We start from the raw sequence: 26,075 nt of genomic DNA on the forward strand, positions 1-26,075 counted from the left end.
TATTAGAGATCTATTGGGATTCTGCTGATGATTTCCACTTATCTTGGTTATACGATCGCAACCAGAGATATGGCGACCTCACTCAACCAGGTGGCGCAGCAGTCGCAAAGCAAGCGTTTGATCGACTATTACAACGCCAATATCGGCAAAGTAACTGACGTCGATGACTTCCTGAATGACTATCAGCTATACAGTTACGCAATGGAAGCTTACGGGCTTTCCGACATGACCTATGCCAAGGCCTTTATGAAACAGGTCCTGACCAGCGACCTCAGCGACTCCAGCAGTTTCGCCAACAAGCTCACCGATCCGCGCTACAAAGAATTCGCTGCGGCGTTCAATTTCGGCACGAGCGCGACGGGCACGACGAATACGGCACAAACCAGCACGCAGGAAGACGACCTCATCGGGCTTTACCAACAGTCCTTCACGAATGAGGAGACGTCGGCGGCGACCGAAACGACCTATTACAGCCAGAATATCAGCTCGGTTAAGACGGTCGATGACCTGCTCGGCAATACGCGCCTGCGTAATTATGTGCTGCAGGCCTACGGTATCGACCCGACCTATGTGTCGAATTCGGCTCTGAAGCAGATGCTGACGAGCGATCTCAGCGATCCGAACAGCTACGTCAATCAGAATGGCGGCACTGCCGACAAGGCGCTGGTGGCGGAATTCAATTTCAATGCCGACGGCACGGTCAAGACATCGACCCCGGATGGAGACACGGCCTATTACGAGACCAATATCGGCAGCGTCACCTCGGTCGATCAGCTGACGTCCAATCCGCAGCTGTTCCAGTACGTCAAGACGGCATTCAATATCCCATCCTATATCACGGCGGATCAGTTCAATGCTTCGGCCAAGGATGCCAGCACAGCGAGTTCGAATGGGCTGACTGCGGTCATGGCGGAATTCAACTTCCAGAGCGATGGCACCGTCGCATCCGGTTCACAAGCACAGACATCTGACCAGATAAGCGCCACCACGGCAGGCTATACCGCGAACTATCCCGGAGGGCCGCAGACGCTCAGCCAGCAGGCCGATGTGATGAGCGCCTACAATTCCGCCGTGCCCTCGTTCACGACGAGCGTCGGCGCAACCGACAACGATCTCTATTACAAGAATCATATCGGCTCCATCACGTCAGTCGACCAGCTGACATCGGACACGCGCCTTTTCGATTACATCAAGACGGCTTACGGCATCGATCCGACGACGCCAGCCGTCGTCTTCAAGAACGCCTTCGGCGATTCGACGACCGCCGCCATCTTCGGTCTGACCGACGTCGTCTCCCAATTCAATTTCCAGTCGGACGGGACACTTGCTTCCGGCCAGACCGCGCAGTCCCAGGACGAGATCGACGCGGCCTCCAAGGCCTATATGAGCAATTATCAGTCATCGCAATCGACCCTGACCACGGATGCGGTCAACAACTACAAGAACCGCATCGCCGATGTGAAGACCATCAAGGATTTCTTTGCCAGCAATGCGTCCGACAGTGATACCTCCAACGACAGTGCGCCGGAACTCTATCAGATGGCGCTGCGTGCCTATGGCATCGGTGAGAACGAAGTCACGAAGTCACAGCTGACCAAGATTCTCGAAAGCGATCCCTACGATCCGAAGAGCTATGTCAACTCGCTCAAGGACTCCCGCTTCACCGCGCTTGCCAAGGCATTCAATTTCGACAGCAAAGGCAATCTGAAGGCTCCGGTGCAGTCTTTGTCGCAGACGCAGATCAACAGCTATATCTCGGAATATTCGAGCCGCAGTACCGCGGGGCTATCGGGCGCCGAACTGACCAAAGCCACCAGCGACGCCAAGACCGCCGGCACCTATTTCGCCACCAACATCGTCAAGGTGACCAGCGTCACGGATCTCCTGGCCGACAGCAAGCTTACGAATTTCATCCTGACGGCCAACGGCATCGATCCGAAGACGGTCGATACGGCGACGCTGAAGAAGGCTTTCGCCTCCGATCCATCCGATTCGAAGAGCTTCATCAACACGACGGATGGTGCCAAGTTCAAGAGCATCGTCGAGGCGTTCAATTTCGGCACCGACGGAAATCTGACCGACACGAAGCTCGGCACGGCGCAAAACCAGGGCGCGCTTGCTGCGACCAATGATCTCTTTCTGCATCAAACGCTGGAAGATCAGCAAGGCGAGACCAATCCCGGCGTGCGTCTGGCGCTCTACTTCCAGCGCAAGGCGCCTGATATCAACTCGATCTATGACATCATGGGCGATTCGGCGCTCTATGAGGTCATCACCACCACCTACAACCTGCCAAGCTCGATCTCCAACATGGATGTCGATACCCAGGCCAGCATGCTGAGCAAGTTCGTCAATGTGAGCGATCTGCAGGACCCGGATAAGGTCAATCAGCTGCTACAGCGATTCTCCGCGATGTATGACATGGAGAACAATACGACCTCCTCGACATCGCCGGCGCTATCGATTCTCACGGGCTCGTCGTCGAGCTCCGGCATCAGCGCCGATACGCTGCTTTCCATCGCGCAGCTGTCCTCGTCGCGGTAACAGGTCCCCGCAAAAAATGTAACCTCTCTCCTGTTGTGCCTCCGGGCGGCATGGCCCTGCCATGCTCTTGTTTCTTCAGGGTTTCCGAGCATAATCGGACGTGTTTTCGGGTGTGGAATGGCAGCTTTCCACAACGGCAGGAAGGAACTTATTAACCATCCTTGCCCTATTCGATTTGAGAAGCCAACGGCAATATCAATGACTGGGTTGCAGGTCTCATGCGTCTTTCCCGAACGACACTTTCCAATGCCTCGCAAGGCGTCCAGCCGGAGGGGGATCTCGACCCGGAGCAGGCGGCCGAAGAGGCCCGCCGGGCCGAGCAGATCGCTGCTCGCCGCGCGTTTCTGGAAGAGAAGATTCGCAATGCCCGCGAAGCCAAGCGCAAGGCGGAAGAGCAGCGCCAGGCCGAGGAAAAGCGCCTCGCCGACGAGGTGAGGAGACGCACCGCCGCTGCGCCGCCGCCCGTTGTAGAGGCGTTGCAGGCCGCTGCGGTTACGAGCGAACAGGAAATGCCGGTTCTGCCGCAGGGGATCTCCGCGGAGGATCTCGCATCGCCCGGCTGGCAGAATGCCTTTCTGATGGGGCCGAACGTGCGCTTTACCCGCACGCGTGAAAACGAAATCATCAGCCGCCGTCCGCCCGCCGAACCGAAGCCTGAGATCCGGCCGCAGGCTTCCGCGCACGCCGCGATGCGGGTGATGGAGCCGCCTGTTGTCGCCGAAGCACCTGCGGCACCGGCTGCAGCCATTGTCATCCCGCCCGTGCGGCAGGACGAGTTCCATCTGCCACCGCTCGAAGACATGCCGCTGGTGGTGGAAGGCTATATTCCGACAGTAATTCAGAATTCCCCGGCGACCGAGCCGGACGCATTGGAGATGACCGTTATCGCTACCGCATTCTCGAAAGCTCCCGCGATCGCGCTGGATGCTTCCCCTGTAAAGTCAAGTGTTCCCGAGTCCGTAGCCGCGCCTGTGGTCGAATCGCGTCTTGCCCATCTTTCCGATTTCGCTTTCTGGGATGCGATGCCGTTCGACGGCGAATTCGTCTCTGCCCTCAAGGGTGAGCCGAAGCAGCCCGCGACGTCCAAGCCGGAAGTCGATGCCGAATCGATCATCGCGAAGTTCCGCGTCGTCGAGTGCCGCCGCCCGGCAGCGGCCATCGAGCCGCAGCCCGTTGCCGCGCAGCCTCCGGCAATAGAGGTCGCAGCACCAGTCGAAACCATTTCCAGCCAACCGGCGGCAGATCTGAGCACGCCGGCGATAGACGAGCTCGCAGCGCTGGAAGCGGCCGTTCTGGCTCCGGCTATCGAAGCTGCGCCCGTTGTCGAGGAAGTCCCGCAAGCTGAGCAGCAGCTTGCGGTGGAAGCGCCAGCCGAGACATTCATACCGCCTGCCTTCGTCACCGCCGTTTATGGTGCTGAAATCGCTCCTGCCGTCGAGGCTCGTTCCGCTCCGGTAATGGTCGTTGCCCCGATGCCGACGAAGGTCGCAGCTCCGGCTGCTGCCGAACCTATCGCCAAGGCTGCGTCGACCATCCCGGCTGTCGAAGCTGCAGCGCAGCGCCTGATCGATGCACCCCCATCGCCGATTTCGCCGCGGCGGCCCGTCTCCCTGACTCCGCCCGAATGGCGTCCGATCGCCCGTACTGCGGATGGCGAATATGAGCTTCCGCCGCGGGAACTGCTGCAGGAGCCCGTTGCCCGTTCCGGCGTCATCATGACGCAGGAAACACTGGAGCAGAATGCCGGCCTGCTGGAAAGCGTGCTGGAGGACTTCGGCGTCAAGGGCGAGATCATCCATGTCCGTCCCGGCCCGGTCGTAACCCTCTATGAATTCGAACCGGCGCCCGGCGTCAAATCCTCGCGCGTCATCAACCTTGCGGACGATATCGCCCGTTCGATGTCGGCCCTTTCGGCTCGCGTTGCCGTCGTTCCCGGCCGCAACGTGATCGGCATCGAACTGCCGAACGTCAACCGCGAGACCGTCTATTTCCGCGAGATGATCGATTCGCCCGACTTCGAGAAGAGTGGCTATAAGCTCGCGCTCGGCCTCGGCAAGACGATCGGCGGTGAGCCTGTCATCGCCGAACTTGCCAAGATGCCGCATCTGCTCGTTGCTGGTACGACGGGCTCGGGCAAGTCCGTCGCCATCAACACGATGATCCTGTCGTTGCTCTATCGCATGACGCCGGAACAGTGCCGTCTGATCATGGTCGATCCGAAGATGCTGGAACTGTCCGTCTACGACGGCATCCCGCACCTCCTGACCCCCGTCGTCACCGATCCCAAGAAGGCCGTCATGGCGCTGAAATGGGCGGTGCGCGAAATGGAGGATCGCTACAAGAAGATGTCGCGCCTCGGCGTGCGCAATATCGACGGCTACAACAGCCGCGTTGCCTCCGCCAAGGAAAAGGGCGAGACGATCCACGTCATGGTCCAGACCGGCTTCGACAAGGGCACCGGTGCCCCGATCGAGGAGCAACAGGAAATGGACCTGACGCCGATGCCTTACATCGTCGTCATCGTCGACGAAATGGCCGACCTGATGATGGTCGCCGGCAAGGAGATCGAAGGTGCGATCCAGCGTTTGGCGCAGATGGCGCGTGCCGCCGGTATCCATCTGATCATGGCGACGCAGCGCCCCTCGGTCGATGTCATCACCGGCACGATCAAGGCGAACTTCCCGACCCGCATCTCCTTCCAGGTGACCTCGAAGATCGACAGCCGCACGATCCTCGGCGAGCAGGGTGCCGAACAGCTCCTCGGCCAGGGCGACATGCTGCATATGGCCGGCGGCGGCCGCATTTCCCGTGTCCATGGCCCCTTCGTTTCCGATGAGGAAGTCGAGAAGGTCGTGGCGCACCTGAAGCTGCAGGGCCGTCCGGAATATCTCGACACGGTTACCGCCGACGAGGATGAGGAAGACGAGGAAGAAGATACGGCTGTCTTCGACAAGGGCGCGATCGCCTCGGAAGACGGGGACGATCTCTACGAACAGGCGATCAAGGTGGTCATGCGCGACAAGAAGTGCTCGACCTCCTACATCCAGCGCCGCCTCGGCATCGGCTACAACCGCGCCGCCTCGCTCGTCGAGCGCATGGAAAAGGACGGTCTGGTCGGCCCCGCCAACCACGTCGGCAAACGCGAGATCATCTCCGGTAACCGCAATGGCGGCGGCAATTCGGGCCAGGACGATTTCGATTGATCCAGCTGGGGGGCGACGCTGGCCGCGGTCGTCGCGGAGAGTGCGCACCCCCTCTGTCGCTTTCGCGACATCTCCCCACACGGGGAGAGATCGTTGGGAGTTTGCCGCCTGCCCTTGTTAAGATAGAAACTTCGATTTCAACAGACGCGATATCAGCTTGAGGCGAAAGAGCGCTGCAAACTACCAATCTCCCCCCGTGTGGGGGAGATGTCGCGAAAGCGACAGAGGGGGTATCAGACGCGCGGCATACTTAAAGCTAACCTCTCTTCATACGGAGCGCATCAAACCCGCTCAAGCTTGACATGCGGCAGCGGCGGCAATTCGACGTGGATAATCTGATTTCGCTGAACACAGCCGCCCTGCACGACAATGCCCATGATCCCCGCCTTGCGGACCAACCCGCCATCGGCATCCTTGTCGAGTACAGCGTGCAGCAAGCCCTTCTGAAAATTATCGATCTGCTTGCAGGGATTGCGCAGGCCCGTGACCTCGATGATCGCTTCCGCGCCGATATGCAGGCGTGTCCCCTGGGGCAGCGAGAGCAGGTCGATCCCTCGGGTCGCAATGTTCTCGCCCATGTCACCCGGCGAAACGGAAAAACCCTTTTCAGTAAGCTCGTCGAACAGCTCCTCCTGAATGAGGTGCACTTGGCGCAGGTTGGGTTGGGTCGGATCGATCGCGACGCGTGAGCGATGCTTCACCGTCACCCCCATATGCGCGTCGCCCTCCACGCCGAGCCCGGTCAGCAGTTGAATGTAATCTTTGGTCTGCTTGCTGAACTCATGCACGCCGCTGCTGCTGACCGAAGTCACATATATTCGCTTGTCGCCCATGCCGAACCCTTCCATAAACGATCTGAATCTTTATAAATTGGTATATACCAATTTCAAGGCGACAGATTTGTGATGGAAGAGAAAAATCGACAGGGCGAAGGCGCAAAAGTTGCTGGAGGCTGGGCGAGCGTTGCCGCGGAACTCCGACGCGCTATCGACAAGGGCAGTTATGCTCCGGGTAGTCGCCTGCCGAGCGAGCGGGCCCTGTCCGAACAATTCGGCGTCTCCAGGGTGACGATGCGGCGTGCGATCGCAGAACTGGAAGGGGAGGGACTATTACGCGTGGCGCGCGGCAGCGGTGCCTATGTCCGCGCCGATATGCCCGTTCGTTTCCAACTGGGCGGCAAGGTGCGGTTCAGCAAGGATCTGACTGCGACGGATGCGAACCTCACGCGCAAGGTTTTCTCGGTGAAGGAGGGTCCGGCATCCGCCGATATCGCCTCAAGGCTGAATTTGCGGCCGGGCGAGGCAGTGCTGAACATGTGCCTGGTCGCCAATGCCGACGCGCTTCCCGTCTCCGTCGTCATGCGCAGCTGCTCGGCAAAGCGCTTCCCCCGCCTGGCGGAGAAGTTCGCCGCAATGGGCTCGTTCACGGCAGCCCTGAGGGAGTATGGCGTGACGGACTATTGGCGCCGCTCCACCGACATCACCGCGCGCATGCCGACTGAAGTCGAAGCCCGCCTGCTGCAGCAATCGCGCCTCGTACCAGTGCTTGCCTATGCCGGCGAGGACATTGATGCCGATGGTATGGTCATTTCCTGCCAGATCGGCTGCTTCGCTTCCGAGCGGGTCGTCGTGACAGTCTAAACCTCAGACCTTAAGGACCTTGCCAGGATTCATGATCCCCGCCGGATCGAAAGCCGTCTTGATCCGGCGCATCAGGTCGATCTCGATATCGGAGCGGATCGAAGCCAATTCATCGCGCTTCAGCTGGCCGATGCCGTGCTCGGCTGAGATCGAACCGCCATGCCGCAGCACCAGACCATGCACGATCTTGTTGATCTCGCGCCAGCGGCCGATGAACTCGGTCTTGTCGGCGCCGACGGGTTGCGAGATGTTGTAGTGGATATTGCCGTCGCCCATATGGCCGAAGGCGCAGACGCGTGCGCCCGGCATGGCAGCGATAACCGCCTTTTCGGCTTCCGCCATGAATTGCGGGATTTGCGCGACCGGCACGGAAACATCGTGCTTGATCGAGCCACCTTCCGGTTTCTGGGCGTCTGACATGCTCTCGCGCATATGCCAGATGGCCTTCTGCTGTGCTTCCGAGCTGGCGATGGTTGCATCCTGGACGAGACCGTCTTCGTAGCCCTTTTCCAGCAGTGTCGTCATCATCCGCTCGGCCGTTTCGGCCGAATCCGAGGTGGAGATGTCGATCAGCACATACCAGGGATGCACCGTCTCCAGCGGGTCGCGCACGCCCGGAATATGTCGCGTGGTGAATTCGACGCCGATGCGCGGCATCAGCTCGAAGCCGGTCAGCGCCGTGCCGCAGAGGCGGGAGGCATTCTTGAACAGGGTCAGCGCATCATCGACCGATTGCAGGCCGGCAAAGGCGACCTGATGGCCGAGTGGCTGTGGAAAGAGTTTTAGCACCGCGCCGGTGATGACGCCGAGCGTGCCTTCCGCGCCGATGAAGAGATCGCGCAGATCGTAGCCGGTATTGTCCTTCTTCAGGCGGCGCAATCCGTTCCAGATCTCGCCCGTGGGCAGCACGACTTCGAGGCCGAGGCAGAGCTGGCGCATATTGCCATAGGCAAGAACCGCCGTACCGCCGGCATTGGTGGAAAGATTGCCGGCAATACGGCAGGAGCCTTCGGAACCAAGCGAAAGCGGAAACATGCGGCCATGCTCGGCCGCTGCCTTGTGAACATCCGCCAGAATGCAGCCGCCGTCGACGATCATGGTATTGCTGACCGGATCGATATCGCGCACGCGGCTCATGCGCTCCAGCGACAGGATGATGTCCGAGCAGCCCTCGCGCGGCGTCTGGCCGCCAACAAGGCCGGTATTGCCGGTCTGCGGAACGATAGCCGTCCCGGTCTCACTGGCAAGCTTGAGGATCGCCGAAACCTCTTCCACCGAGCCGGGCTTCAGCAGCATGGGCGAGGCGCCGTGATAGAGTCCGCGGTTTTCCACCAGATGCGGCGCAATTTCCGCAGGGTCCCGCACGGCATGTTTTTCGCCGACGATGGCGGCGAAGCGATCGAGAAGGTCGGAAGAGGGGGCGGAGCTGCTCATGGCGTGTCCTTTGCCTGATGATGTCGGGCTGATTTATTCTCTGGGCGCGGCGGCGCGGCGCAGCCGGTCGTTGATGGCCTCCCCGAGGCCCTCGTCGGGAATATGCGAAAAGGCGATCGTGGCCGCACCGGTGGCATCGGCGCGCTTCATGAAGTCGAAGAGGTTTGCGGCGGCTTCGGAAAGATCGCCGGCAGCGCTCAGATCCAGCACGGCAATAGCCTTTTCGATGCCCGGAATATCTGGCGTCCCGAAGCGGATCAGCGCTTCGTTCGGGGAAACCTCAGTCGCGTCGAGCCGCACGGCTGCACCCGGTGCATAATGCGAAGCCATCATCCCCGGTGCCTCGATGGCAGCGGAAGCCTTCTTCTTGCGCTTCAGCGCCTTGCCGGCCACACGCTCGATCTCGCTTGCCGCCAGCCCGCCGGGCCGCAGCAGGCGCATCTCGCCATCCTCGACCTTGACGATGGTCGACTCCACGCCGACGACCGAGGCGCCGGCATCGAGGATGAGCGTGATCCGTTCCCCGAGATCGTCACTTACGTGATCGGCGCTGGTGGCACTGATCTTGCCCGAAGTATTGGCACTCGGCGCGGCAAGCGGACGGCCGAAGGCGCGGATCAGCTCGCCTGCAAAGCCTTGCGGCACGCGGATGCCGACCGTGTCGAGCCCGGCGGTTGCCAGCGGATGGATGCCGCTGTCGGGTCTCAGCGGCAGCACCAGCGTCAGCGGGCCGGGCCAGAAGGCTTCCGCCAATTTACGGGAGATGGGGTCGAAGACCGCATAGCGTTCGGCCATGGCGAGATCGCTCATATGGCAGATCAGCGGATTGAAGCGCGGCCGCCCCTTCGTCTCGTAGATCCGGGTAATGGCGGCAGGATTGGTGGCATCGGCGGCAAGGCCGTAGACCGTCTCCGTCGGCAGCCCGATCGGCAGACCCTCGGCGAGAGTCGCTGTCGCCACTTCTATTGCCGTTTGCGGATGTTCGAGAATGTCTATGTGTCGAGCCATGGCCTGCCTGCTTGCAGTTCAGGCCGTTTCTTATGCCCTTCGAGTCTTCGGATCAATCGTCAAAGCTGGCGAATGATATCGCGAAGCTGCTCGTTGCGCGCGCCGAGGAGAAGAACATTGCGGATGGCGATCTGCGGGTCGTGGGTGTGGAACAGCACGCCATTACCTCTGACGTCGCGGTTGATCGTCAGCTTCTTGTCTTCGGCTTGCCTGTCCGGATGGATCGCGACCGCGAAATACATTCGCGAATATTTGAGGCTGATGTCCTCGAAGAAATTCTCTTCCTGGCCGATCCGAGCAAAGAAGTTGGCGATGTAGAAGGCCCAGTTCACCTGCTCATATTGAGCGAATTGCGTCCTCGCGGCAGTGACATGGCAATAGCCGAGATGCGGCGTGTCCTTCAGCGTGTGGTGAAAGATGAGCTTCGGAAAGCGGATGGACTTGTGAAAGCTGTTGAGCCGGTCATGGGTCTTTTCGCCGGCATCCCTGAGCTTCTGTGCCGTGCGCACAGCCACCTGCTCGTGGGTAAGGTATTCCCGCTCTTCCGGCAGCCAGTGTAGTCTGTTGCGGTTGATGCGGCCGGTGCGCAGGAATTCTGTGTATCCCGTCGTCGATACCGCTGGCGCCGGTTCGGGCTCGGCGGGCTTCCCAGCGTCGAAATATCTGAGTTTGGCCATGCCGGATCTCGCTATAAAACTCTTCGGAGGACATGATGGATTACGGAGCTTGAGCCGAGCTTAATCGCGCCTGAGCGAAAACTCTCGCTACCGACTCTGCAGGCGCTTTCCGCCACGCACTTATTCTCCTGAATAGCGGCCGTTCGCGGGCTTGTCGCAATCAGAATAAAGCGTCATTGGCAGAATGCAAATGCGATGCTCAGGCCACCTCTCGCGCGGGCGAGTAAATGATTGAATCACCTTCCAATATTCTCACGACATGCAACCGTCCAGACGTCCCGTATCGCCTGTCGTCAATTTCGGAGCCGATGTCGCATTGCAGCGCAGCGGCTGGCGGAGCCGGGAGCTATGATGCCATCAATCTCAAGGTGCCGTCTGCTAGGGAGACGGAGAATTGGGAAGCCGGTCAAAATCCGGCGCTGCCCCCGCAACGGTGGTGGAGTGAGGCATGGCGGATAAAGCCACTGGGTCGGATCGACCTGGGAAGGTGCCATGGGGCTCTGGAAACAGCGCCGCTCCAGAGCCCGGAAACCAGCCTTGGGCACATAGGTTTACTGACCGCGGCGGGTGGTCGGGACATTGCTTTTGGCCGCTCCCAATCGGCCGCGCATGTCCTTTGCCCGCCTCCTGGTACTGCTAAGGATAGGCAAATGGACATCGGCAGCAAAGTTCTGCGGCAACTGAAGAACCACCGGACGGGTTTCAGCCTTGAGCAACCGTTCTACACCGATCCGGATTACTTCAAGCTCGATATGGAGACGATCTACTATCGCGACTGGCTGTTCATCGGCCATGATTGCGAAGTGCCGCGCGCGGGCAATTATTTCACCGTCCAGATCGGCGATTATCCCGTCGTGATCGTTCGCGGCCGCGATCAGGTCATCCGCGCCTTCCACAATAGCTGTCGCCATCGCGGCTCGCGTGTCTGCACCACTGAGCGCGGCTCCTCGGCAAAGCTCGTCTGCCCCTATCACCAGTGGACCTACGAGCTCGACGGCTCGCTGCTCTTCGCCCGCCAGATGGCGGAGGATTTCGACAAGAGCCAATATTCGCTGAAGCCGGTTCACTGCGAAAGCGTCGGCGGCTACATCTTCATCTGCCTCGCGCAGAACGTTCCCGATTTCGCCCCGGTTCGCGCCACGATCGAGCCCTACATGGCACCGCACCGCATCAGCGAAGCCAAGGTCGCCTTCCAGAGCACCATCATCGAAAAGGGCAACTGGAAGCTCGTCTGGGAAAATAACCGCGAATGCTACCATTGCGCGGCCAATCACCCCGAGCTTTGCCGCACCTTCCCGGAAGCGCCGACCGTCACCGGCGTGCAAGGCGCGATGAATGACCCCGTCATCGCCGAACACTGGCAGCGCTGCGAAGCCGCCGGCCTGCCGAGCGAGTTCAAGATCTCGCCGGATGGCCAGTTCCGCGCCGCGCGCATGCCGCTGATCGAAGGGGCCGAAAGCTACACCATGTCGGGCCAGAACGCCGTCAGGCGGCCGCTCTCATCCGACGTGACGATCAACGGCATCGGCACCATGCTGCTGTTCCACTATCCGACGACGTGGAACCACATGCTCGGCGACCACGCGATTTCCTTCCGTGTCCTGCCGATCAGCGCCGAGGAAACCGCCGTGACCACGAAGTGGCTCGTCCATAAGGATGCCGTCGAAGGTGTCGACTATAATCTGGAAGAGCTGACCCACGTCTGGACCGAAACCAACGATCAGGACCGCCGCATCGTCGAGGAAAATGCCTTCGGCATCCGCTCGCCGGCCTATGAGCCCGGTCCCTATTCGGAAATCCACGAAGGTGGCGTCATGCAGTTCGTCGAATGGTACACGACGTTCATGATCAACCGGCTGCAGGGCGACCAAGCCAAGCTGTCGGCGGTTGCCTGAGCATGAACATGACCGTCTCCCTTCCGCATCGCCACCTCGATCAGATGCAGCCCTGGAATGACAGGCAGCATGTGCTCGAATGCCTCTCGGCAACGCCCGAAGCGCCCGACGTGATGACCTTCACGTTCCGCTCCGACAAGGACAACTGGTTCCGCTATCTGCCGGGCCAGTTCGTGACGCTGGAGCTGCCGACGGCTCCGGAGCCGGTCATGCGCACCTATACGCTGTCGTCGACGCCGTCGCGGCCCTTCTCGGTCGCCGTGACGGTGAAGGCGCAGAAGGACAGCATCGGCACGCGCTGGATGTTCGAGAACCTGAAGCCGGGCATGCGCATCAAGGCGTTCGGCCCGCTCGGCGACTTCAGCCATATCCGTCATCCCGGCGAGAAATACCTCTTCATCTCTGCCGGCTCCGGCATCACGCCGATGATGTCGATGACGCGCTACATGTCCGATATCGCACCGCTGTCTGATATCACCTTCGTCAACTGCTCGCGCGGCCCGGCCGATATCATTTTCCGCTCGGAGCTCGAATATCTCGCGCGCTTCATGCCGAACCTCAATCTCGGCTTCATCGTCGAAGGCTGCGGCCGGACGGATCTCTGGTCGGGGTTGAAGGGCCGCATCGACAAGGCGAAGATCGGTTTGCTGGCGCCGGATTTCATGGATCGGACGATCTTCTGCTGCGGCCCGGAAGTCTTCATGGATGCCGTGCGCTCCATGCTGGAAGCCCATGGCTTCGACATGTCGCGCTACCATCAGGAAAGCTTCCAGCCGGCCAATGCGGCAACGCCGCTTGCGGAGGTTTCCGATGATGCATCGGGCGAGGCCGCGACGACGATCCGCTTCACCATGGCTGGCAAGGATGTCGTCTGCGCGGCGGGGCAGACCGTGCTTCAGGCGGCGCGCGGTGCCGGCGTGCGCATCGGTGCGGCCTGCGAATCCGGCCTCTGCGGCACATGCCGGGTGTTGAAGCTTTCGGGCGAAGTCGAGATGAGCCACAATGGCGGCATTCTCGATGACGAGATCGACGAGGGCTATATCCTCGCCTGCTGTTCGCGCCCGAAGACGGACGTCCAGGTCGAGGCCTAGAGCCGGACGACTTTAGGTCTATTCGACCTAAAGTCTAAATCCGCTCTAGAAATCCTGGTAATTCAGTTCGTTGATCTCGACCGGCTTCGATTGCGGCGTTGACGCCGTGACGACCGGGTCGATATCGGCCATGAGCGAGACGAGCGTCTGGCGCGGCCCGCTGCACATCTGTGCGAGCGCGATCGTCAGGTCCGGCGCGGGCAGCGGCTTGGCCGGAAGGAGATCGCCCTGCGGCCAGATCTTGGCGAGCTGAATTTTCGTCATCGGCACGACATTGACATCGATATCGGTGAGCGTGCCCGGCACGCGATAGGGGCAGCTTTTCTCCGAGCAATTGTCTGAAGAAGCGAACTGCCAAATGGCATAATTGTCCCAGTTGCCGAGTGGAAAAGTGCCTTTGACATCAGGCTTGTAGCGTGCATACCACAAGGGCAGCCGCGACAGCAGCGGATAGGTGCCCCGGTGGTCGGCTATGTATCGCGCCGTGTTGTGATTGACGTAGAGAATGGGGTAGCGCCCGGTCCTGACCTTGATGTGGGCGACATAGATCTGCGCATCGTCGAGTGACATGAACTGCGTCGTGTCCATGCCGTCGATATCGAGCACCATCAGCTCATCCGGCTGTGGATCGGCATAATCGAGAAAATGATTGGCCTGGTCGATCGGATTGCCGGGCCGCCCCAGATGATAGGCGCCCCATAACAGACCATTCGCCTTTGCCAGCATGCGGCGCGTTTGAAAGAGCTCACGGCTGACTGCGTATTTGCGCCACATCGTCCTGCAATGGGCCACCGTATCGCCGCCGTGATCGCCGGTGCAGCTGAAGCTTTCGGGCAATCCGTCGGAGGCCTTGGAGATGAAGCCGGCTATCCGTTTGTCCTGCAGAAACGCGTTCCAGTTGATGGTGTTCAGCTCGTAAGCATCGACAATCAGGGCGTTTTTCGGATCGCCCCAGGGCGGGCTTTCGCCGGCCGAAGGCTTGGAGACCGGCCCCATCAGGGCCAGGATCGTCAGCAAGCCGTAAATGAGGAGGTTACTCTTTCGGTATCCTTTCATGAAATAATAGTAAGGATTGCTGGTTAATCTTGGGTTAAGAAAGCAATCACTATAAATTCATCGTGGAGCCCCTCGTAACTCCTTAAATCGGTAGGGATTTGAGGAACTAAATAACGCGCTGCCGCGTTCTTTGTCGTCTATTCGGATATGCGACGAAGCAGGCAGCGAAACCTTGCTCGGGAAGCATTCCCGACATGAAACGCCTACAGACTTGAGTGCCAAGTCGAACCAGGGAATGGAGATGAAAATGCTTGGTTTCCGTGCAAAAATCGCGACAGTCGCCGTAACGGCTGCCGTTGCCCTGACGAGCTTCACACCGTCTTTCGCCATGCAGATGCCCGCCGCGCCGATCGTAAGGCAGTCCGCGCCCGCCCAGGCCGCGCCTGGCAATGTCGAACAGGTTCAATGGCGTCACGGCGGCTATTATCGCCGTGGCTGGTATGGAGGCTATCGCGGCTATCCGGGCTATCGTCGCGGTTATCGCTATTATGACGGCTATTGGTTCCCGCTGGCAGCGTTCGGCGCCGGTGCTCTCGTGGGCGGCGCGATCGCCAGCCAGCCGCGCTATTACGCGCCGGCTCCGGCTCCGAGTGCCGGCATCAATCCACGCCACGTCGCCTGGTGCGAGTCGCGCTATCGCTCCTATCGCGCTTACGACAATACGTTCCAGCCGAATTCCGGCCCGCGCCGTCAGTGCTATTCGCCGTATTTCTAAGCGGTAATTTCAGAACGACAAATGCCAGCCGTCCGGTTTCTCGCCGGGCGGCTTTTTCATACTTTGACGTCAGAGAATATTGACCCGCCTGAGCAGCCACCATGCCAGCAGCATGGAGGCGATGATGAACCCCACCGCATATCCGGTGCCGCTTGCGCCGCCCGCCAGCGGCAGGCCCGATGTGTTCATGCCGAAGAAGCCGGTCACCAATGTCGGGGGCAGCAGAAAAGCGGTCATGATCGACAGGATATAGAGATGCCGATTGATCTCGGAGGCAAGCTTCGAATCGATCTCTTCGTGCAGCAGCCTGGCCCGTTCCTGCAGCGCATAGACGTCGTGCTCGACCGCTTCTAGGCGCCCCGTCAGCCGGCCGGCGACATCCTCGAAGCCGAGCGGCATCTCCTCGTCGTCGGAGGCAGCGGCGTGGCGCATCAGCGAAAGAACGGTCCGCAAATGGCGATGCAGGCGCACGATGGTCCTGCGGATGGGCGGCAGCTTGGCACGCTCGTCGCGCGACGTATTGCCGTGGACGAAATCCTCGATGCCATTCAGCTCTTCGCTGATTTCGATGACGACGGAGATCAGGGTTCGTTGGAACTCGACGACGATCAGCTCGAAAATATCAACGGGATTGGAAAACCGTGCGGCGTTTTTTTCGATCAGCACCCGGGTCCGGTCCAGGCTGCGCAGCGGCTGCAGCCGGGTTGTTATCAGCAGGCGATCAGTCAGTGCGAAATGCAGCCAGCCGATGTCGTGGGTGTTGTGGGCAAAGTCGCGCTGGAAGTCGACCAATGTGCCGAAAAGCATCTGCTCGTCGACCGTAATCGTTGCATGTGTCTCATGCGTGGTCAGCGCTATGCGGGCGGCTTCGTTCAGCCCCGGCGCATCCTCGAGGAAGGCCGGCACCCGGGCATCCACAAGATTGAGATGCAGCCAGAGAAAGCCGTCGTCGCCGAACAGCCTCGAACGATCGGTATCGTCAGGCAGGCGCTCCGGCTTGGTTTCGCCGGGACGGAGGCGGTATGCCCAGATAAAGCCTGGTATGGTGTTGGCTGACGTGAGCGTGTTCATGGGGGCATCGTTCGCATTGTCTGAACAGTTGCCTTAGTCTTCGTTCATGACGATTGTTTATGCAAGTCGCTGCTTGGGCGGAATAATCGCGGATGTAGGCGGCGATGTCACGGCCGCTCGGCGCGCGTAAGACGCATGTCACGTTCGGGTTCGCGAGATGATGGAATCGATGCTTCTTGCAATTTGAGAAAATTGACGTTTACGTAAAAATAAACTAGCTATAGCCACAAATGGCCGACGGTCCGGAGAGGCGGGTCATTGCCAGTATCGATCCGGAGGAAATCATCATGTACAAGGCGCCTGTCGAAGAAATCGCGTTCACGCTGAAATATGTCGCCGGCATGGAGCGCGCCATGGAAGAGGGCGTTCTTGGCGATCTCAGCACCGATCTTGTCGATGCCATCCTGTCGGAAGCCGGGCGTTTCGCCGGCGACGAGGTGGAGCCGCTTGCCGAGAATGGCGACAAACAAGGCGCGAGGCTGGCGGATGGCAAGGTGGTTCTTCCCGATGGCTGGGAGAAGCTCTACCGCGACTGGATCGCTGGTGGCTGGAATGGCCTGACCGCGCCCGAGGAGTTCGGTGGGCAGGGTCTGCCGCACATGCTGAATATCGCGACGCTGGAAATGTGGAATTCCGCTTCGATGGCCTTCGGCCTCGCCCCGACGCTGACCATGGGGGCGGTCGAAGCGTTACGGGCTCACGGCAGCGAAGACCTCATGAAGACATATCTGGCAAAGCTCGTCTCGGGCGAGTGGACGGGCACCATGAACCTGACGGAGCCGCATGCGGGTTCCGATGTCGGCGCTCTGCGCTCCCGCGCCGAACGCCGCGATGACGGCACCTATCGCATCTTTGGCCAGAAAATTTTCATCACCTGGGGCGATCACGAAGCGACCGAGAACATCATCCATCTCGTTCTCGCCCGCCTTCCGGATGCGCCGGCCGGCACGCGCGGCATTTCGCTGTTTCTCGTGCCGAAATTCCTTGTGAATGAGGATGGCTCGCTCGGCGGCCGCAACGATCTTTTCGTGCATTCGCTGGAACATAAGCTCGGCATTCATGGTTCACCGACCTGCACGATGATCTATGGCGATGGCAAATATGGTGCGGAAAAGGGCGCCGTCGGTTGGCTCGTTGGCGAGGAAAATAAAGGCCTGGCCTGCATGTTCACGATGATGAACAACGCGCGTCTCGCAGTCGGCATCCAGGGCGTGGCGATTGCCGAAGCGGCAACCCAGAAGGCCATCGCTTATGCCCGGGAGCGCACCCAGGGCCGCGCGCCGGGCACGGCCGTATCAGGCATGAGCCCCATCATCGAACATCCCGATGTTGCGCGTATGCTGCTGACGATGAAAGCCCTGACGCAGGGCTCGCGCGCGATCTGCTACGCCTGTGCACAGGCGATCGACATGTCGCAGCGCGATCCGGAGAGGGCAAAATATTGGCAGGAGCGTGCAGCATTGCTGACGCCGGTCGCCAAGTCCTTCTCCACCGATGCCGGCGTCGATGCCGCTTCACTTGGCGTCCAGGTTCATGGCGGCATGGGCTTCATCGAGGAGACGGGGGCAGCACGCCTGCTGCGGGATGTGCGCATCGCACCGATCTACGAAGGCACCAACGGCATTCAGGCTATCGATCTGGTGACGCGCAAGCTGACGATTGGCAATGGCGACCATGTGCGTGGTTTCATTATCGAATTGCGCGAGATTGCCGATAGTATCGCAAAATCCAATCTTGAAGGTTTCGGCGAAACGGCGCCGCGGCTGCAGGCGGCCATTGCCGATCTCGAAAAGACGAGCGAATGGCTCCTGTCGAAGCAGGCGGACGGCGCCGTCGCTGAAGCTCTGGCGGGCGCCACCCCTTACCAGCGGCTCTTCGGCCTGGTGCTGACCGGATCCTATCTCGCCAAGGGCGGCCTCGTCGATGCGGGCGACGGCCAGGGTGGCAAGCGCATTGCGCTTTGCCGCTTCGCCGCCGAGAATCTTTTGGCTGAAACCACCGCCCTTGCCGATCGCGTCGTTGTCGGAGCCGGCAGCCTTGAAGCTGCTCGCATCGCGCTTGCCTAAGGATATATGATGACCGACCACATCCTCATCGAACGCCCCGAGACTGCGCCACAGGTCCAGATCATCCGCTTAAACCGGCCGGAAAAGAAGAATGCCATCACGCGCGCCATGTATCAGACCATGACCGATGCGCTAAAGGCAGCGGAGGCCGCGCCGGATATCCGCGTCCACGTCTTTCTCGGCACGGAAGGCTGTTTTTCGGCCGGCAACGATCTGGCCGATTTCCTTGCCTTCGCCATGAGCGGCAATATGGGGCGCGAAGTCATTGATTTTCTCGTTGCACTGGCGAGCACGAATAAGCCCGTCGTCTCCGGCGTCGATGGTCTGGCGATCGGCATTGGCACGACGATCCATCTGCATTGCGATCTGACTGTTGCCTCCGACCGCAGCCTGTTCAGGACACCCTTCGTCGATCTTGCGCTGGTTCCGGAAGCGGCTTCGAGCCTGCTTGCTCCGCGCGTGATGGGACATCAGCGTGCCTTCGCCCTGCTTGCCCTCGGCGAAGGCTTCTCCGCTGCCGAAGCAAGGGAGGCGGGCCTTATCTGGAAGGTGGCGTCACCGGAAACGGTGGAGACCGAAACGCTGTCGCTGGCGGCTAAACTTGCCGCCAAGCCGCCCGAGGCTCTGCGGATCGCACGTGATCTCATGCGGGGTCCTCCCGATGCTGTCCTCGAGCGGATTCAGAAAGAAGCCGAACATTTCGCCGCCCAGCTGAAAAGCGCCGAGGCGCGCGCGGCTTTCGAGGCTTTCATGAAGCGGTGAGACACATCCCCCTCGTGCTTCGAGACGCCTCTTCAGGCCTCCTCAGCATGACGGCTAATCTCTGGCGCATCTCGATCGTGAGCGACTCCGCCCTCATGGTGAGGTGCGAAGCACTTAGAGCCGTTGCGCTTTTCTTCGAATCGCGAAAATGCTCTACCTCCTTGTTTTTACGCAATTCCTGACGGAAAACCGCTGCGCACTTTTCCTGGAATTGCTCTAGGGCGTAGCCTCGAACCACGAGGGTCGGCCACCGAATTCGAGGCGAAGATAATTACTTTTCCAGCGCCGCAACCACTTCGACATGCGAGGTCCACAGGAACTGGTCGATAGGGGTCACCCGCGTAACACGGTAGCCGCCCTCGACCAGGATAGCGAGATCACGGGCAAGGGTCAGTGGGTTGCAGGAGACGGCGACGATCTTCTTGACCTGCGAGCGGGCCAGTTCCTTACTCTGGAATTCCGCGCCGGCGCGAGGCGGGTCGAAGACGACGGCGTCGTAGACCTTCAGTTCCTGCATCATCAGCGGCCGGCGAAAGAGATCGCGACGCTCGACGCTGACGGGCTTCAGTCCCTGCGTGTTGCGTGCGGCGTGATCCAATGCCGCAAGCGGCTTGTCTTCGCTTTCCACCGCATGCACGCGCCCGATCCGCGCCAGGCGAAGAGAGAAGGTGCCGCTACCGGCGAAGAGATCGGCGATGCGCTTGGCCTTGCCGACATGGGTTGCAACCAGCTCCGCCATGGCGTCCTCGGCCTGCTTGGTCGCCTGCGTGAAGGCACCGGGCGGCGGCGCAACCTGAACGCCGCCGAAATCGATCATCGGCTTTACCGGTTCCACCAGGATCTCGCCGTTCAGCGAGACGCGGGCGATGCCGCGAAGCGACAGCACCGTTTCGATCGTGCTGCGGCGCTGCTTGTCCGAAAGTGACTTGATGCCGTCGACGGCAAGGTCGAGGCCGGTCTGCGTCTCCAATACGGAGATGCGGAAGGCTTCGGCATTGACGACCATTGCCGCGGCGATCGTCTTGATCGCCGCCAGGCGAGCGATGATGCCGGCTGACGCGATAGGACATTCCTCGATGGCGACGATGTGATGGCTTTCGGCCTGATTGAAGCCTATCAGCATATCTTTTTCAGTCTTGCGCGCGGCGAAGACGACCCTGCGGCGCTCGCCCGGATGCGCGGCGATGATATCGTCCACTTCGGGCGTCAGGCCCTTGGAGCGAAGCGCGTCGACAACCAGCTGGCGCTTGAAGGCGCGATAGGGCGCGTCGGCATAATGCTGCAGGGTGCAGCCGCCGCAGGCGCCGTTGACGCCATGTGGGCCGAAATGCCGACAGTGCGGCTCCTGGCGATCCGGCGAGGCGACTGAGATGGACATCAGCGTGCCCTGGCTCTTCACCCGCGCGATGGCGACATTTTCGCCCGGCAGCGTGAAGGGCACGTAGATTGGGCCATCGGTGCCCTGCGCGATGCCGTCGCCCTGGGCGCCGAGCTTCTGGATGGTAACGGTTTCGGTGCTCATGGCTTAATCCCTGCGAGAAGAAATTCCTGGTTGCCGTCGCCGCCAGCGATTGGCGAGGCGATGAGGCCGAGGCTCTGCCAGCCCATGTCTTCGGTGAACCAGCGCTCAAGCTCGGCCGCGACTGCCGGGGCGGAGGAGGGGTCCTTCAAGAGGCCGGCCTTGCCGATTGCATCGCGGCCCGCCTCGAATTGCGGCTTTACGAGCAGCGCCGCCCGGGCGCCCGGTTCGGCAAGCGCAAGGGCCGGTGCAAGAGCCAGCTTCAGCGAAATGAAGGAGACATCGGAAACGACGAAGGTGAAAGGTTCGCCGATATCTTCTGCCGTCAGATTGCGCGCGTTCAGCCCCTCGATATTGGTCACGCGCGGATCGTCCGCTATGCGCGGATGCATCTGGCCGTGGCCGACATCGATCGCCGTGACATGGGTAGCGCTGCGCTGAAGCAGCACTTCGGTAAAGCCGCCTGTCGAGGCGCCGACATCGAGACAATGTTGTCCCTTCGGATCGAGGCCGAAATGGTCGAGTGCCGCCACCAGCTTCAACGCGGCGCGGGAAACATAATCCTGCGCCGGATCGTCGATGTTGATCTTGGCATTCTCGGAAAAAAGTGCCCCCGGCTTCGTCACGATCTTGCCGTTCACGGTGACCGTGCCGCGCTGGATAGCATCGCGAGCGCGCGAGCGGCTGGCGAAGAGCGAAAGGGTGACAAGAAGCTGATCGAGGCGTTGCGGTTCGGACATGGGTTGTCCATGCCGGGCAATGCATTATGTTGCAAGCCTTTTATGCTGCAATCGGCGTTGACGCCGGATCGCAACCAGCCATAATCGCCGCAATCAACGGGTGAGGGGCATCATGTGGAAGATTGGTGGCTATGCTGCGCTGATGGCGATGTCAGCGGCTCCAGCTATGGCAAACGATACCATGGCCGAGCTGAGAACCGGCGGCCTCGCTTACGTCCGCACCGGCGATATCAGCATGGATCAGGAAAAGCTGTTCATTTCGCCAGAACAGGTCCGTGTGGATTACGTCTTTGAAAACACCTCCGACAAAGATGTCGAAAGCGTCGTCGCCTTTCCGATGCCGGATATCAAGGGCGACATCGACAGCATGGTTGATGCCGGAAATGTCGATTCCGACAATTTCCTGGGTTTCACCGTGACGCAGGATGGCAAGGCCATCATGCCGACCCTACAGCAGCGCGTATCGGTTGCCGGGGTCGACATGACCGACGAACTGAAGGCTCACGGCGTGCCGCTGCTGCCGCTCAGCAAGGCGGCGACGGATGCCGTCGCTAAATTGCCCGTCGATGTGCTCGAGGATTGGACAGCCCGGGGTTTGATCGCCGATGACGAATACGACGCCGACGGCCAGGGCATGAAACATCATCCGACGCCGATGTGGACGCTGCATACGACCTATTGGTGGCGCACCAAGTTTCCGGCCAAGGCCAGGATCGCCGTGGAGCATCGTTACAAGCCGAGCGTCGGCGGCACCGTCGCCATCACCTTTGCCGGCGACGAAGATTACCAGAAGCAGCAACTGCAGAACTATCGCGCCAAATATTGCCTCGATGAGGCCTTTTTGAAGACGGCCGTCAAGCTTGCCGCAGCGGCCGATAAGGGTGGTCGCGGCTATACCGAGAGCTGGATTTCCTATGTGCTGACGACGGGTGCCAACTGGTCCGGCCCGATCAAGCATTTCGAGCTGACGGTCGACAAGGGCAGTCCCGAGAACTACATCAGCTTCTGCGGTACGAATGTGAAGAAGATCGGTGCGACGACGTTCCAGATGACGGCGCAGGATTTTTACCCGGAGCACGATCTGGATATCCTGATCCTGGCCGCGGCGGCGGTGAACTAGCGTTGAGCTGAGCAGTCCGCGCAAATTAAATAAATTTAAAGCCGAAACCTCTACTCATGCCGGGGATTGCGGTGATCTGTTTCCAGATTGCCGCCTGCCATGAAGGCTTCGCGCGTCTGCGTCCCAATCATGCCCTCCCTGAATTCTTCGAGCATCGGCCGTACTCCCTCCCAATGACGGCAGGACGATGCTCGCCAGGACCGGCGCTCAGGAGGCGCTCGCTCATGTTTGCGAAAAAACTCTCTTTGAATGGCAAGCTTGCCATTACATTCACGGCCCTGATCGCGATTTTTGCCTGTGTTTCCGCTTTCGTCTATGCAAAGCAGGACGTGTCGGCCGGAGCCGCCGACGAGCAGGCAAAATCGCAGCAGCTCGTCAGCCTGATCGACGACTCCCTGCAGTCGATGCTGGAACAGGCTGTCAATCTGCGCGGTTTTCTGCTTCTGCGCAGCGAAAGCACCTACGGCGATATCTTCAACAATCGCGAGCGGATGCTGAAGAGCATCGCAGCCGCCAAGGAGGTCGCCGCCGATTCTCCGGATCTGCTGCAGGCGATCGATAACATGCAGAAGGCTGCCGATCTCTATTTCCATCAGCTCGCGGAGCCACAGGCCAAGGCGCGCAAGGAAACCGAGATGCCGCTCGATCAGATCGTCAAGATTGGCCAGAACGAAACCAAGGGTCAGCTTGATGGCTTCCGCGACGCTGCCGCCAAGATCAAGAAGGCCGCACGTGCCAGGGCGAGCGACCTCGCAGCCATGCAGGACGATGCCAATGGCGATCTTCGCCTGACGCTTATCGCCGGCAGTATCTTCGCTTCGCTCGCGGCCGCCGTGCTTGCATGGCTGCTGTCGCGGATCATCGTGCGCCCGATCGTCGGCATGACGGCTGCCATGGGCCGCCTGGCAAATGGCGAGCATGACGTCGAAGTCCCGGCCGTTGGCCGCGGCGACGAAATCGGCCGCATGGCCGATGCCGTGCTCGTCTTCAGGCAGGCTGGTATCGAGAAGCTGCGTCTTGCCGGTGAGACCGAGCGTATGCGCGGCGATGCCGAACGTCAGCGCTTGATGAATGACGAGCAGAAGGCGCGTGAAGAAGGCGAAATCCGTTTCGCCATGGAAGCGCTCGCCGGCGGCCTCTCGGCTCTATCGTCGGGCAATGTCGCAACCCGCCTTCACAACAGCTTTGCACCGCAATTCGACAGCGTTCGCGCTGATTTCAACAATGCAGTCGAGAAGCTGGAGGCGGCCCTGCAGTCTGTCGGCTCCAATGCCCGCGCCATCAATGCAGGTGCTGACGAAATCCGTGCGGCGGCCGATGATCTGGCGCATCGCACCGAGCAGCAGGCTGCCGCGGTTGAAGAGACGGCCGCGGCATTGGAGCAGGTCACGACCACGGTGCGCGACTCCGCCAAGCGTGCGGAAGATGTCGGCCATCTCGTCGAGCGTGCCCGCCAGGGTGCGGAACGGTCGGGCGAAGTGGTTCGCAACGCCGTTTCGGCCATGCAGCAGATCGAAAAGTCCTCTGGCGAGATCAGCAACATCATCAGCGTCATCGACGACATCGCCTTCCAGACGAACCTTCTGGCGTTGAACGCCGGCGTCGAGGCCGCGCGTGCGGGGGATGCCGGCAAGGGCTTTGCGGTCGTTGCCCAGGAGGTGCGTGAGCTTGCCCAGCGCTCCGCCAACGCCGCCAAGGAGATCAAATCGCTCATCACGACGTCGAGCGATCAGGTCAATACTGGTGTGTCGCTGGTCGGCGAGACCGGCAAGGCGCTGGAATTGATCGTATCCGAAGTGCAGGAAATCAACCGCCATGTCGGAGCGATCGTGACGGCGACCCGCGAGCAGTCGACCGGCCTGCAGGAGATCAACACGGCCGTCAACAACATGGACCAGGGCACCCAGAAGAACGCCGCCATGGTCGAGGAGCAGACGGCGGCAAGCCATGCGCTCGCCCGCGAAGCTGCGGCGCTGAACGAACTGCTCCAGCAGTTCCGCCTCGGCGATGCCGCACAGGCTGCACCTGTACGGCCTGCCGTTGCGACCGCCCGCTCGAAGCCGGCCGCATCGCCGGCTCGGGCTCTGGGCCGCACTGTTGCCAAGGCCTTCGCCGGAAAGGCAACTGCAGCGGCTGCCGCCACCGCGCGGGACGATTGGGAAGAATTCTGATCGTTCGACGATGGCCTCGTGGGCGCCCTTTAGGGGCGGCTCACGGTGAATCATCTTCGTGGACTTCATCGGCCCGTCGCTTTGCGGCGGGCCGCCTTGTTTTTTACAGTGTGCATGAGAGCTGCGGCCTGTCCGACTTTGGTGCAGCGCCGCTGCGCCTGGAGCGTTCTTTCCCTGGAAGAATGGCTCTTTGGGTCATGATCTTGTTTTCGGCGGACCATCCTTTGATCGAGATTTATTAAATATTTGATCGGCGGCAGGGTTGTCCTGAGCGGCGAACGCCCCTTTTTATAGTACGCATGATGATGCTGAGGGAGATTCGAATGGGACAGCTCGTCCGAGTTCCGGCCAATGAAACACAGAGACTTTTGGCCGTACGCTCCCTGAATGCGATTCACAGCGGTCCGACTCCGGAGCTCGCGACCCTTGCGGAACTCGCTAGAGGCGTGTTCGAGACGCCCTATGCGGCAATCAACATTATCGATGAGGACTGGCAGCGCATAGCAGGGCAGGCGGGACTGAAGATCGCCGAATGCTCACGCGATATGTCGATCTGCACACGGGTGGTGTTCGATGACGAACTGTTGGTCCTTCCGGATCTCATGGAAGAACCGGAGCTGAAGGCTGCCCCCTTTGTTCTCGATGATCCCTATTTCCGCTTTTATGCAGGCGCTCCGGTGCGACTGGAGAACGGTTTGCCGGTAGGCGCCTTCTGCATCCTCGATCAGAGGCCGAGGCAGTTTTCCTCGAGTGAGGAGCAAAGTCTGAGACACTTTGCCCAGATCGCAAGCGCGCTTCTACGTCTGCAGAAAACGAACTTGCTGATGGGAATAGCCGAGAATGATCTGCGCGCAGCGGCCATGACCGATCCGCTGACCCGTTTCTTCAATCGGTCGGCGCTGGAAGCTGTTGTTGATGGCGCGTTGAGTACGGCGGTAGCGACAGGCAGCAATTTCGGCGTCCTCTATCTCGACATGGATGGCTTCAAATCGATCAATGACCGTTTCGGTCACAATGTCGGCGACGAAGTTCTGTGCGAGGCATCCGTGCGTATCCGTTCGGTCCTGCGCGCGGACGACATCGTCGTGCGCATGGGGGGTGACGAATTTGCGATATTCGTCCCGGACTCGCCTGACAAGAATGCACTCGTGTCCCTGTCAGAACGGCTGCTTGCAGCCTTCAGAGCCCCTTTTGCTGTGGATGGCGTGTCGATTTTCGCAAGGCTCAGCATCGGCGCCGCGCTGGCGCCGCATGATGGCGCGACGCGTATCCCGCTGTTGAAGAATGTCGACTCTGCGCTCTATCAGGCCAAGGCAGCAGGCCGAGACCGCGTAGCGGTCTTCAACGCACTCGAAGCCTGACG

At 60.5% G+C, this 26,075-nt stretch carries 19 protein-coding genes and 1 riboswitch; of the genes, 11 read left to right on the forward strand and 8 right to left on the reverse strand.

The genetic code is table 11. The annotated features are described in order from the left end of the window. Window positions 1-27: 27 nt before the first annotated feature. Both PH558_RS15960 and PH558_RS15965 read left to right on the forward strand, forming a co-directional pair. The gene (locus PH558_RS15960) at window positions 28-2,544 is read left to right on the forward strand and encodes a DUF1217 domain-containing protein (protein WP_095434113.1); all 2,517 of its coding nucleotides are present in this window, start codon (window positions 28-30) and stop codon (window positions 2,542-2,544) included. A gap of 509 nt (window positions 2,545-3,053) precedes the next feature. Next, on the forward strand, window positions 3,054-5,747 hold the full coding sequence (locus PH558_RS15965) for a DNA translocase FtsK (RefSeq protein WP_483314163.1): 2,694 nt from the start codon (window positions 3,054-3,056) through the stop codon (window positions 5,745-5,747). Window positions 5,748-6,028: 281 nt separating this feature from the next. Here PH558_RS15965 and PH558_RS15970 read toward each other — a convergent pair whose 3' ends face one another. Beyond that, the gene (locus tag PH558_RS15970; protein ID WP_285205428.1) at window positions 6,029-6,580 is read right to left on the reverse strand and encodes an MOSC domain-containing protein; all 552 of its coding nucleotides are present in this window, start codon (window positions 6,578-6,580) and stop codon (window positions 6,029-6,031) included. Between the two features lie 72 nt (window positions 6,581-6,652). On the opposite strand from PH558_RS15970, the gene phnF reads away from it, so the two are divergent. Further along, a complete protein-coding gene (gene phnF / locus PH558_RS15975; RefSeq protein WP_285205429.1) occupies window positions 6,653-7,387 on the forward strand; it encodes a phosphonate metabolism transcriptional regulator PhnF in 735 nt (244 codons plus the stop codon). A 3-nt stretch (window positions 7,388-7,390) separates the two neighbouring features. Here phnF and PH558_RS15980 read toward each other — a convergent pair whose 3' ends face one another. The 3 genes from PH558_RS15980 to PH558_RS15990 are packed head-to-tail and all read right to left on the reverse strand — an operon-like array spanning window position 7,391 to window position 10,506. Continuing rightward, window positions 7,391-8,821, reverse strand: coding sequence for an FAD-binding oxidoreductase (locus PH558_RS15980; RefSeq protein WP_285205430.1), 1,431 nt, complete (start codon window positions 8,819-8,821; stop codon window positions 7,391-7,393). A 33-nt stretch (window positions 8,822-8,854) separates the two neighbouring features. Further along, complete coding sequence (locus PH558_RS15985) at window positions 8,855-9,829, reverse strand: L-threonylcarbamoyladenylate synthase (protein ID WP_285205432.1); 975 nt, start codon at window positions 9,827-9,829, stop codon at window positions 8,855-8,857. A gap of 59 nt (window positions 9,830-9,888) precedes the next feature. Continuing rightward, complete coding sequence (locus PH558_RS15990) at window positions 9,889-10,506, reverse strand: DUF6656 family protein (protein WP_095434118.1); 618 nt, start codon at window positions 10,504-10,506, stop codon at window positions 9,889-9,891. 349 nt (window positions 10,507-10,855) lie between these two features. After that, window positions 10,856-11,060, forward strand: a riboswitch (cobalamin riboswitch). Window positions 11,061-11,156: 96 nt separating this feature from the next. On the opposite strand from PH558_RS15990, the gene PH558_RS15995 reads away from it, so the two are divergent. Together PH558_RS15995 and PH558_RS16000 are read left to right on the forward strand one after the other, a co-directional pair. Then, entirely contained in the window at window positions 11,157-12,401 is a 1,245-nt protein-coding gene (locus PH558_RS15995; RefSeq protein WP_095434119.1) for an aromatic ring-hydroxylating oxygenase subunit alpha, read from the forward strand. A gap of 2 nt (window positions 12,402-12,403) precedes the next feature. After that, on the forward strand, window positions 12,404-13,492 hold the full coding sequence (locus PH558_RS16000; protein ID WP_095434120.1) for an FAD-binding oxidoreductase: 1,089 nt from the start codon (window positions 12,404-12,406) through the stop codon (window positions 13,490-13,492). Window positions 13,493-13,537: 45 nt separating this feature from the next. Here the strand turns inward: PH558_RS16000 and PH558_RS16005 are convergent, their stop codons facing one another. Further along, on the reverse strand, window positions 13,538-14,548 hold the full coding sequence (locus PH558_RS16005) for a glycoside hydrolase family 25 protein (RefSeq protein WP_285205438.1): 1,011 nt from the start codon (window positions 14,546-14,548) through the stop codon (window positions 13,538-13,540). Window positions 14,549-14,795: 247 nt separating this feature from the next. On the opposite strand from PH558_RS16005, the gene PH558_RS16010 reads away from it, so the two are divergent. Further along, a complete protein-coding gene (locus PH558_RS16010) occupies window positions 14,796-15,263 on the forward strand; it encodes a BA14K family protein (protein WP_285205441.1) in 468 nt (155 codons plus the stop codon). A gap of 69 nt (window positions 15,264-15,332) precedes the next feature. On the opposite strand, the gene PH558_RS16015 is transcribed toward PH558_RS16010, so the two are convergent. After that, on the reverse strand, window positions 15,333-16,334 hold the full coding sequence (locus tag PH558_RS16015; protein ID WP_285205443.1) for a transporter: 1,002 nt from the start codon (window positions 16,332-16,334) through the stop codon (window positions 15,333-15,335). A 287-nt stretch (window positions 16,335-16,621) separates the two neighbouring features. Here PH558_RS16015 and PH558_RS16020 point away from each other — a divergent pair, with 287 nt between their 5' ends. Then, a complete protein-coding gene (locus tag PH558_RS16020; RefSeq protein WP_285205445.1) occupies window positions 16,622-18,400 on the forward strand; it encodes an acyl-CoA dehydrogenase family protein in 1,779 nt (592 codons plus the stop codon). A 9-nt stretch (window positions 18,401-18,409) separates the two neighbouring features. After that, complete coding sequence (locus PH558_RS16025) at window positions 18,410-19,162, forward strand: crotonase/enoyl-CoA hydratase family protein (RefSeq protein WP_285205446.1); 753 nt, start codon at window positions 18,410-18,412, stop codon at window positions 19,160-19,162. 271 nt (window positions 19,163-19,433) lie between these two features. Here PH558_RS16025 and PH558_RS16030 read toward each other — a convergent pair whose 3' ends face one another. Both PH558_RS16030 and PH558_RS16035 read right to left on the reverse strand, forming a co-directional pair. Beyond that, window positions 19,434-20,684, reverse strand: a complete 1,251-nt coding sequence (locus PH558_RS16030) for a class I SAM-dependent RNA methyltransferase (RefSeq protein ID WP_285205451.1) — start codon at window positions 20,682-20,684, stop codon at window positions 19,434-19,436. After that, a complete protein-coding gene (locus tag PH558_RS16035; RefSeq protein WP_095434129.1) occupies window positions 20,681-21,421 on the reverse strand; it encodes a TlyA family RNA methyltransferase in 741 nt (246 codons plus the stop codon). The genes PH558_RS16030 and PH558_RS16035 overlap by 4 nt, the downstream gene beginning before the upstream one ends. A 112-nt stretch (window positions 21,422-21,533) precedes the next feature. Here PH558_RS16035 and PH558_RS16040 point away from each other — a divergent pair, with 112 nt between their 5' ends. From PH558_RS16040 to PH558_RS16050, 3 genes are all read left to right on the forward strand, one after another. Further along, on the forward strand, window positions 21,534-22,541 hold the full coding sequence (locus PH558_RS16040; RefSeq protein ID WP_095434130.1) for a DUF4424 domain-containing protein: 1,008 nt from the start codon (window positions 21,534-21,536) through the stop codon (window positions 22,539-22,541). A gap of 224 nt (window positions 22,542-22,765) precedes the next feature. After that, entirely contained in the window at window positions 22,766-24,712 is a 1,947-nt protein-coding gene (locus PH558_RS16045; RefSeq protein ID WP_095434131.1) for a methyl-accepting chemotaxis protein, read from the forward strand. Between the two features lie 323 nt (window positions 24,713-25,035). Beyond that, window positions 25,036-26,073, forward strand: a complete 1,038-nt coding sequence (locus PH558_RS16050) for a sensor domain-containing diguanylate cyclase (RefSeq protein ID WP_095434132.1) — start codon at window positions 25,036-25,038, stop codon at window positions 26,071-26,073. Window positions 26,074-26,075 lie beyond the last annotated feature (2 nt).

The sequence above is a fragment of the Rhizobium pantanalense genome, assembly GCF_030182525.1.
Taxonomy (GTDB): domain Bacteria; phylum Pseudomonadota; class Alphaproteobacteria; order Rhizobiales; family Rhizobiaceae; genus Rhizobium.